Origin of the sequence: Microbispora sp. KK1-11 (assembly GCF_006874435.1) — a bacterium.
Taxonomy (GTDB): domain Bacteria; phylum Actinomycetota; class Actinomycetes; order Streptosporangiales; family Streptosporangiaceae; genus Microbispora; species Microbispora catharanthi.
This window is the reverse complement of the sequence record NZ_VIRJ01000055.1, coordinates 25,233-34,243: the sequence shown is the minus strand read 5'-3', so window position 1 is coordinate 34,243 and position 9,011 is coordinate 25,233. Positions and strand designations below refer to the sequence as shown.

The window sequence follows — 9,011 nt, the reverse complement described above, 5'->3', positions numbered from 1 at the left end:
GGCGGCCGGTGACCTTCTCGATCAGCAGCCGGGCCAGCACATAGTTGGTGTTGGAGTAGCTCCAGTCGGTGCCCGGCTCGAACCGCGCCGGCTTGGACAGCGCCAGCCGTACCAGCTCCTGCGGCCGGTAGCTGTGGAACCGGTTGTCCACCCACTGCTTGCCCGCGGGGGTGGCGGGGATTCCCGGCACGAACGTGCCGTCCTCGAAGTACTCGCCGGTGAAGTTGAACACCCCGCTGGTGTGCTGCAGCAGCATCCGCACCGTGATCCGCTCGTCCAGCCCGAACTCGGGCAGGTAGTCGGCCACCGGGGTGTCCAGCCCGATCCTGCCCTCGGCCACCAGCTGCAGCACCACGGTGGCGGTGAAGGTCTTGGTGTTGCTGCCGATCCGGACGTGCCCGTTCGCCGGCGGCGTGGCACTGTGGCCCAGCTCGCGCACCCCGGCGCCGCCGACCCACTCGCCTTGCTCGTCATGCACGCGCAGCGACACCCCGACGAAACCGGAATCGACCATCTCCTGGATGATCTTCTGCAGCTCCGGGCGATCCTGGCCGGTAAGAGTGATGGACATGGTGGTTGCTCCTTCAGGTCTCGTATGACTTCGCTTGGAACGAACGGATGGAGGCTGCGGGTCAGAGGCTGCGGGCGACGATGTCGCCGTAGGCGGTGGTGGCGTGGATGTCTAGCTGGGCGGCGGCGCCTTCGGTGTTGTTGAGCGCGTTGCGGATCCGGCCGTAGAAGGTGCCGGCGTCCAGCGAGGCCGAGACTCCGGCGGCGGCGCCGACCGACACCTCGCCGGCCTCGGTACGCAGCACAACCGTGCCGCGCACGGCCTCGCCGATGCGGATGTCACCCTTGCCGGTGCTGATCTCCGCGGGGCCGGTGAGCCGGCCGACCGAGATGTCACCGGCGGCGGTGGTGAGGCGGGCGCTCGCGGCCTCGTCGAGCTTGATCGAGCCGTGCGCGCCCTCGAAGGCAACGTCGCCGAGCCGTCCGACCGCCCGGAACTCGGCGCCGGCCGCCTTCGCCTCGACCTGGGAACCGGCGGGCAGCCGGACCGTCACCTCGATGGATCCGGAGGGGCCGAGGATCTGGTTCTTCCCCTCCGGGGCCTCGATCCGCAGGACACCGTCGCCGTATTCGACCTTGGTCTGCTCCGCCGCCTTCACGTCGCGGCCCTTCGAGACGTCGGCTGGCAGGACCTCGACCACGGTGTCGGCCCGATCGGCCGCGATGAACTGGACGCGCCCGGCGGGGACGTCGAGGACGACGGAGATCGGGGCGGGGGTGTCGAACTTCTGCATCGCGCTCTCCTGTGACTCGTTGTTTCGAACACTGGAAACGCTACGTTGCATTTCCAAGTTGCACAACATAATCGTTGCGTCCGATCACTATAGACGCAGGTCAAAGGCAGAAAATCGTTGCGATGGACGTGAATCTAATGCAACACCCCTCGATGTGTTCGTTGCAACAGATCGAAAGTGAACGCTATGCTGGAGAGGCCACAGACCACGAAGGAGACCGCGATGCCGGGAGGCAGGCTCACCCAGCAGGACCGCCAGCAGATCGCGCTGGGGCTGGCCGACGGCCTCGCCTACGCGGAGATCGCCAGACGCCTCGACCGCCCCACTTCGACGATCACCCGTGAGGTGATGCGCAACGGCGGTCCCACCGCCTACCGCGCCGACCTCGCCCACCGCGCCACAGAACGCCGCACCCACCGCCGCAGGAAGGCCGCGCCCCGGAACCCGAGCAGGTCCCCGCAGGCCCACGGACGCGATGCCGAGGCGGTGCGCGAGTACGAGGAGGTGTTCGCCACCGTCTTCATGCAATCGGGCTTGCCCAAGATGACGGCACGGGTGCTGGCCAGCCTCTACACCACCGACGCCGGCAGCCTCACCGCCTCCGAACTCGCCGGACGCCTGCAGGTCAGCCCGGCGTCCGTCTCCAAAGCGACCACGTTCCTCGAGAGCCAGGGGCTCATCCGCCGGGAACGCGACGAACGCCGCCGCGAGCGCTACGTCGTCGACGACGACGTCTTGTACCAGTCGATGATGGCCAGCGCCCGCGCAACCGCCCATCTCGGCGAGGTCGCACGACAGGGCGTCGGCATCCTGGGCCCCGGAACCCCGGCCGCCGCCCGCCTGGAGAACATCGCCCGCTTCGTCGCCTTCGTCTCCGAGAGCATCGCCCGCGCCGCAGACCAGGCCCGCGAGATCCTCCACACGAAAGTCGGAACGACTTCGGACAGCGCTACCTGAGCACGCTCGGGTCTCGCGTGGCTGATGTGGGACTCATTGCACGGACCCGAGCGGAGGGCCCACTAGCCTGAGGCGCGATGGACCGTATGACGACGGCGCGGGGTGACTTCGACCTCGCCCGCTTCCCCGAGGACCCCCGCGACCCGCTCCGCGCGTGGGACGCGGCCGACGAATACCTGCTGCGGCACCTCGACGAGCGCGAGGGCGGGCCGGTGGACCTGTCGGGGAGCCTCGTCGTGCTGGGCGACCGGTGGGGCGCCCTGTCCACCGCACTCGCCGCGCAGCGCCCCGTCCACCGTCCCGTGCAGATCAGCGACTCCTTCCTCGGACAGCAGGCCACCCGCGCCAACCTGGAGCGCAACGGCCTCGACGCGGACGCCGTACGGCTGCGCACGACCAGGGACGCGCCGCCGGACCGGATCGACGTGCTGCTGGTGCGGGTGCCCAAGAGCCTCGCCCTCCTGGAGGACCAGTTGCACCGCCTCGCTCCTCACGTGCACGAGGGCACGATGGTCGTCGGCGCGGGGATGGTCACCGAGATCCACACCTCGACGCTGAAGCTGTTCGAGCGTGTCCTCGGGCCGACCCGGACCTCGCTGGCGGTCAGGAAGGCGCGGCTGATCTTCTGCTCGCCCGATCCCGGGCTGCCGCGCGGGGCCGATCCGTGGCCGCGGAGCTACGCGTTGCCCGCCGGCGTGGGGGTGGTCTCCGGCCTGACCGTCGTCGACCACGCCGGCGTCTTCTCCGCCGAGCGCCTCGACGCCGGCACCCGCCTCCTGCTGGGCAGCCTGCCCACGCGTACGGGGCCCGAGCACGTGGTCGACCTCGGCTGCGGCAACGGGGTGGTCGGGCTCGCCGCGGCGCTGTCCAACGGCGAGGCCGAGGTGACGTTCATCGACGAGTCCTACCAGGCGCTGGCCTCGGCGGAGGCCACCTTCCGGGCGAACACCGCAACGAACACCGGGGCGGATGCCGCCGCCAGGTTCGTGGCGGCCGACGGCCTCGCGGGCTTCCCGCCCGGCACGGCCGATCTGGTGCTGAACAACCCGCCGTTCCACACCCACCGGGGCAGGACCGACGCGACCGCCTGGCGCATGTTCAACGGCTCGCGTGCCGCGCTGCGGCGGGGCGGCGAGCTGTGGGTGGTGGGCAACCGCCACCTCGGCTACCACGTGAAGCTGCGCCGGCTCTTCGGCAACTGCGAGGTCGTCGCCAGCGACCCGAAGTTCGTCGTGCTCCGTGCCGTGAAGCGGTGACTCAGAACAGGGTGAGCGGCTCCTCCGGCGCGTTCGGCATGGGCTCGGGCAGCGGCTCCAGGCCGGGCACCTCGGCGCGTACGTCGTCGTGGAACCGGCGGGTGAGCGTCAGCGCGTCGGCGTTGTCGGGGGTGTGGACGAACACCGTCGGCGAGCGGCCCTCGCGCAGCCATCCGGCGACCGCGTCCACCCAGTGCCGCCAGCCCTCGGCCGTACGCTCCGGGTCGTCGCGGCCGATGTAGCGGACGATCGGGCGGTCGGTGAGGGCGGCGGTCCGCAGCGGCACGCGCGGCTTCTTCGACCAGGCGTCCCGCTCGGCGTCGCTGGTCGGCGGGCTGCGGAACAGCACGGTCGTGTCGAACGGCACCCACTCGGCGCCGGCCCCGGTCAGCACCCGCTCCAGGAGCCGCGCGGCCCGGGGGTCGTCGAAGAACGCGCGGTGACGGACCTCGACGGCGTAGCGGTGGTCGCGGGGAAGACGGCCGAGGAAGGCCGCGAGCGCGCCGACGTCCGCCGGGCCGAACGAGCCCGGAAGCTGGATCCACAGCGCGTGGGCGCGCGGGCCGAGCGGCTCGATCGCGTCGAGGAAGGCCCGCAGGTCGTCGTCGGCCCCGGTCAGGCGGCGCTCGTGGGTGATCGGCTTGGGCAGCTTGACCACGAAGCGGAAGCCGGGGTCCGTCTGCCCCGCCCAGGACTCGACCGTGCTCCGCGAGGGCGTCGCGTAGAACGTCGTGTTGCCCTCGACCGCGTTGCACCAGGTCGCGTAGGCCCGCAGCCGCTCCCCGGGAGGAAGCGGGTGAGGCAGGAGACGCCCCTGCCACGGCGCGTGCGTCCACATCGCGCATCCCACATGAAGCCGCATGGCCCCGACGTTATCCGGTTCGGATCACTCCCCCGCTCACTCCCCGCTCACTCCCCGGCGACGGGCGGCGGCACGTCCGTCACGGACCACGTGACGCGGTGACGCAGCACCTCGCCGGGCGCGAGCGAGGTCAGGGGCGACATGGTCTCGGCCTCGACCAGCCGGGCGGTGGGACGCAGGCCCTCAAGCCCCTCCAGCTCCTCCTCCTTGGGGTACTGCATCCAGATGGCGATCTCCGAGCCTTCGTCGGGATAGGGCGCGCCGGGCCGCACGTCGAACCGCTGCGTCAGCGTCGCCCCGCCGGGGGCCACCACCGCCAGCCATCCGGCCGTGCCGCCGATGCCGATCTTGCCGACCACGTCGCGCACCGGCACCCGGCCCGCCGAGGGGGAGACCCGCTCCAGGACCGGCGCGCCGTCGGGGGCGAACAACGTCACCGGCGCCCGGTGCCGCTCGGTCAGCCCGATCCACACCCCGCACCGGGGATCGTCGTGGTCGCGGAACGACTCGGTCGCGAACTGGGTCACCGTCCAGGCCGCCCACCGCACCGGGTGGTCGGTGACGTTCTCCAGCTCGCTGTCGACCACGAGGACGGGCTCGCCGGCCGACATCGTGACCGTGCGGGTGACGGCCAGCCCGGTGCGCGGGTCGTCGCCGCTGCGCATCCGTACGCGCAGGTCGTCGCGCTCCAGCACGGCGTAGGCACCGGCGTCGAGCACCGGATCGGGCGGCCCCGCCCACTCCTGCGCCGACGACCACCCCTGCGGGGCCGGCCAGGTCTTGTCTCCGCCCCAGTTCGCCCAGCTGGCGAAGCCGGTGGGGGCGGGCAGCCGCCGCGCGGCGGGGGTGGGCGCGAGCGACGCGTCGAGCAGTTCGGGGTTGCGCCACAGCCACTCCCGGCCCGCGGCGCGCAGCGAGATGATGCGGCCGCCGCGTCCCGGCAGGACGACCGCCTCCCCCCAGGGCGCGGCGAGCCGGACCGGCGGCTCGTTCTCGTGGCTGGTCATCGGTCCAGCGAAGGGACCAGGCAGACCTTGCCGGTCCGCCCCGAGTCGGCCAGACGGTAGGCCTCGTCGGCCTTCTCCAGCGGCAGCACGTCGGTCACCAGCCGCTCCGGGCTCGCGCCCCACCGCACCAGGCGGAAGGCCAGCTCCTCCATGGCCTGCAGCGAGGTGACCCAGGAGGCGTACAGGGTGAGCTGGCGGTGCAGCAGCAGGTCGGACACCTCGGTCTCCAGCCAGCCGCCCTCGCCGACCAGGGAGACGCGGCCCCACTCGGCCGCGCCCCGGATCGCGACGCTGCGGCCCGGGGCCGAGCCCGAGCAGTCCATCGTCACCGAACAGCCGCGTCCCCCGGTGGCCTCGTCCAGGGCCTCGGCGACCCCGTCGTCCGCGATCAGGACCTCGTCGAACAGGCCGAGGGACCGGGCGTGCGCGGCGCGCTCGGGCGAGCGCTCCACGCCGAGCACCCGGGTCGCACCGAGACCGCGTGCGATCATGGCGGCGGCCAGCCCGACCGGCCCGAGGCCGACCACGAGCAGGTCGTCGCGCCCGCCGACCCCGGTGCGCAGCAGGCCCTCGTAGGCCGTGCCGAACCCGCACGCGATCAGGGCGCCGTCCACGTAGGACAGCTCGTCCGGCAGCGGCACGGCCGTGCTCTCCTCCACCAGGATGTACTCCGCGTGCCCGCCGTCGCGCTGCCAGCCGTACGCCGACCTGCGCTCGGGGTCGGAGCAGCTGATCATGTGGCCGCGGCGGCAGTTGGAGCAGCGCCCGCAGCCGGAGATGTGGTAGACGATCACGCGGTCGCCCACGCCGAACCGCCGGCAGCCCGGGCCGGTCTCCACGACCTGGCCGCTGGGCTCGTGCCCGGCGACGACCCCCTTGTACGCCGCGCCCTCCTGGCCGACGTGGGTCTTGTGCCCCCGGTAGATGTAGGACAGGTCGCTGCCGCAGATGCCGGACGCGCCCACCCGTACGAGCAGCTGGCCGGGGCCGGGCGTGGGCACCTCGACGTCGCGGAGCACGGCGGTGAAGTCGCCGGGCAGGAAGACGCCTTTCATGGTGGTCATGAGCTACGGGCTCCGTTCCGCTGGGAGAGCAACACGTTGATCAGAACGGCGCCGACGATGATGACGCCGCGGACCACGTCCTGGAAGAAGGCGTTGACCCCGAGCAGCACGAGGCCGTTGCCGATGACGGTGATGAAGGCGACGCCCAGCAGGGTGCCGAGCAGGGATCCCTTGCCGCCGGCGAGAGAGGTGCCGCCGATCACGACCGCGGCGATCACGTCGAACTCGAGGCCGACCGACGCGCCGCCGTTGCCGGACCCGAGGCGCGCGGCCAGCAGCAGGCCGCTCACCGCGGCGAGCAGGCCGGTCGTGGCGAACAGGATCACCCGGATCCGGGAGACGTTGATTCCCGCGAGGCGGGCGGCCTCGGCGTTGCCGCCGACGGCGAAGACCGAGCGGCCGTACGCCGTCCGGTTGGCGACGAAGAGGAACACGACGAACAGGACCGCCATGATGATGGCCGGGGTCGGGATGCCGAGGATGCTCCCGGACAGGACGTCGAGGAACCCGTTGGCTTCCAGCGGGACCGGCAGGCCGTCGGTCATGTACTGCGCCAGCCCGCGCAGGGCGCTCCACAGGCCCAGCGTGGCCACGAACGACGGGATGCCCCAGCGGGCGCGCAGGAAGCCGGCGCCGGCCCCGAGCAGCAGGCCCACCGCGAGGCAGGCCGGCACGGCGAGGGCGAACGGGATGTGCCACTCCCCGGTGGCCTTGGCCAGCAGCACCGAGGAGAACGCCACGGCCGGGCCGATGCTGATGTCGATCTCACCGGCCACGATGACGAGGGTCATCGCCCAGGCCACGACGCCGATCGTCGCCGCGTCGCGCAGGATGGCCAGCTGGTTCGTCACGGACAGGAACCCCGGCGCCGTGGCGGAGAGCACCACGAACAGCACCACGATGGCCCCGATGAGCCCGATCTCGTTCAGCCGTTGCGTGTTGCGTCCCAGCCGTCCGCCCCGGGCGTCCGCCTTGGCCACGGGCGGGCCCGTGGGCGTGGTCGTGCTCATGTTCTCCCTCACTCCTCGGCAATCGCCAGGGCCATGACCCTGTTGAGCTCGATCTCGTCGCCGCTCAGCTCGGCCACCGCACGCCCGCCGCGCAGGACGACGATCCGGTCGCAGACGTCGGCCAGCTCCTCCACCTCGCTGGACACGAAGACCACCGCGCGCCCGTCGTCGGCCAGCAGGCGCATCTGGTCGTAGATCTGGCGTTTCGCCTCCACGTCCACGCCGCGGGTGGGCTCGTCGAGAAGCAGCACGTCGCTGCCCGCGTGCAGCCACCGGGCGAGCACGGCCTTCTGCTGGTTGCCGCCGCTGAGCGTGCCGATCGGCGTCCCCGGACGGGCCGTCTTGATCGCCAGGCGGTCGATGAGCGCCCGGGCGGCCTGCCGTATCGCCCGGCGGTCCAGCACGCCCGACCTGCTCACCCTGCCCAGGTCGCTGATGACGATGTTCTCGTCGACGCCCATCAGCGGCACGATGCCCTCGCGTCGCCGGTTCTCCGGCGTCATGCCGAGTCCCCTGCGGAGCATCGCGGCGAACGCGCCGGGCCGTACGGCCTCGCCGCGCAGGCGGATCTCGCCGGAGGCCGGGCGGTCGAGCCCCACCAGGGCGCGCAGCGTCTCGGTGCGTCCGGAGCCGAGCACCCCGGCGATGCCCAGGATCTCGCCGGGCCGCACGTCGATGTCGAGGCCGTCCAGCCGGTCGCTGACCAGGCCGCGCGCGGACAGCACCGGCGGCTCCGCGCTCGGACGTCGGGTCCGGGCCGCCACGGCTTCGGGCGCCGTGCCGAGCATCATCGCGACGATCTCGTGGGTCGAGGCCGTGCGCACCGGCAGCGTCTCCACGATCCTGCCGTCGCGGACGACCGTGGCGGTGTCGGCCACCTGCCGGATCTCGTCCATGCGGTGGCTGACGTAGATGACCGCCACGCCCTGCTCCGCGACCGTCCTCACGACGTCGATCACCTGCCTGACCTCGGCGGCGGCCAGTGAGCTGGTCGGCTCGTCGAGGATGAGCAGGGTGGGCCGCTGGCTCACGGCGCGGGCGATCTCCACGAGCTGCTGCCCGGCGGAGCCCAGCGAGCCGACCGGGCTGTCGACGTCGATGTCCACGCCGATGCGCGCCATCGCCTCCTTCGCGTCGGCGCGCATCCTGCGCAGGTCGAGCGCGCCGCGGGAGCGCGGCCAGGCCCCCAGGAACAGGTTCTCCGCGACCGTCATCTCCGGCACCAGGCTCAGCTCCTGGTAGACGGTCGCGACCCCCAGGGCGGCGACGTCCCGCGTGCCGAGGCCCGCCAGCGGCGTGTCGCGTACGAGCGCCTCACCGGAGTCGAGGTGCTCGGCGCCGGACAGGACCTTGATCAGGGTGGACTTGCCGGCGCCGTTCTTGCCCAGCAGCGCGCGGACCTCGCCGCGCCGCACCGCGAAGTCGACGTCGCTGAGAGCGGTGACGCCGGGGTAGCGCTTGGTGCCCGCACGCACCTCCGCGACGACGTCGGTGTTCGACATGGGAGCCTTCCTGGGAGCCTTCGGTGGGGACGAGGGACTGTGCCCTTTC

General features: G+C 72.3%; 9 protein-coding genes. 2 read left to right on the top strand and 7 right to left on the bottom strand.

Annotated elements, in window-relative coordinates; all coding sequences use genetic code 11:
- Together FLW16_RS41590 and FLW16_RS41585 are read right to left on the bottom strand one after the other, a co-directional pair.
- Nucleotides 1–571, bottom strand: a 571-nt coding sequence (locus FLW16_RS41590) for a serine hydrolase (protein ID WP_142566491.1), incomplete at its 3' end; no start/stop codon positions are given.
- Nucleotides 572–632: 61 nt separating this feature from the next.
- Nucleotides 633–1,304: a DUF4097 family beta strand repeat-containing protein gene (locus FLW16_RS41585; RefSeq protein WP_142566490.1), complete on the bottom strand. Its 672-nt coding sequence runs from the start codon at nucleotides 1,302–1,304 to the stop codon at nucleotides 633–635.
- Nucleotides 1,305–1,526: 222 nt separating this feature from the next.
- Between FLW16_RS41585 and FLW16_RS41580 the strand changes: the two genes are divergently transcribed.
- Both FLW16_RS41580 and FLW16_RS41575 read left to right on the top strand, forming a co-directional pair.
- Nucleotides 1,527–2,261 (top strand): helix-turn-helix domain-containing protein, encoded by a 735-nt coding sequence (locus FLW16_RS41580; protein WP_142566497.1) that lies wholly within the window; start codon nucleotides 1,527–1,529, stop codon nucleotides 2,259–2,261.
- 77 nt (nucleotides 2,262–2,338) lie between these two features.
- Nucleotides 2,339–3,517 (top strand): methyltransferase, encoded by a 1,179-nt coding sequence (locus FLW16_RS41575; protein WP_185949833.1) that lies wholly within the window; start codon nucleotides 2,339–2,341, stop codon nucleotides 3,515–3,517.
- A gap of 1 nt (nucleotide 3,518) precedes the next feature.
- Here FLW16_RS41575 and FLW16_RS41570 read toward each other — a convergent pair whose 3' ends face one another.
- From FLW16_RS41570 to FLW16_RS41550, 5 genes are read right to left on the bottom strand one after another with little or no spacing between them, the layout of a single operon-like run.
- Nucleotides 3,519–4,379: a DUF72 domain-containing protein gene (locus FLW16_RS41570; RefSeq protein ID WP_142566489.1), complete on the bottom strand. Its 861-nt coding sequence runs from the start codon at nucleotides 4,377–4,379 to the stop codon at nucleotides 3,519–3,521.
- A gap of 47 nt (nucleotides 4,380–4,426) precedes the next feature.
- Nucleotides 4,427–5,386 (bottom strand): DUF4380 domain-containing protein, encoded by a 960-nt coding sequence (locus tag FLW16_RS41565; RefSeq protein ID WP_142566488.1) that lies wholly within the window; start codon nucleotides 5,384–5,386, stop codon nucleotides 4,427–4,429.
- Entirely contained in the window at nucleotides 5,383–6,450 is a 1,068-nt protein-coding gene (locus tag FLW16_RS41560; RefSeq protein ID WP_221891563.1) for a zinc-binding dehydrogenase, read from the bottom strand. The genes FLW16_RS41565 and FLW16_RS41560 overlap by 4 nt, the downstream gene beginning before the upstream one ends.
- Complete coding sequence (locus tag FLW16_RS41555; RefSeq protein ID WP_142566487.1) at nucleotides 6,447–7,460, bottom strand: ABC transporter permease; 1,014 nt, start codon at nucleotides 7,458–7,460, stop codon at nucleotides 6,447–6,449. Before FLW16_RS41555 ends, FLW16_RS41560 begins: the two co-directional genes overlap by 4 nt.
- Nucleotides 7,461–7,468: 8 nt before the next feature.
- Nucleotides 7,469–8,962: a sugar ABC transporter ATP-binding protein gene (locus FLW16_RS41550; protein ID WP_142566486.1), complete on the bottom strand. Its 1,494-nt coding sequence runs from the start codon at nucleotides 8,960–8,962 to the stop codon at nucleotides 7,469–7,471.
- Between the last annotated feature and the right edge of the window lie 49 nt (nucleotides 8,963–9,011).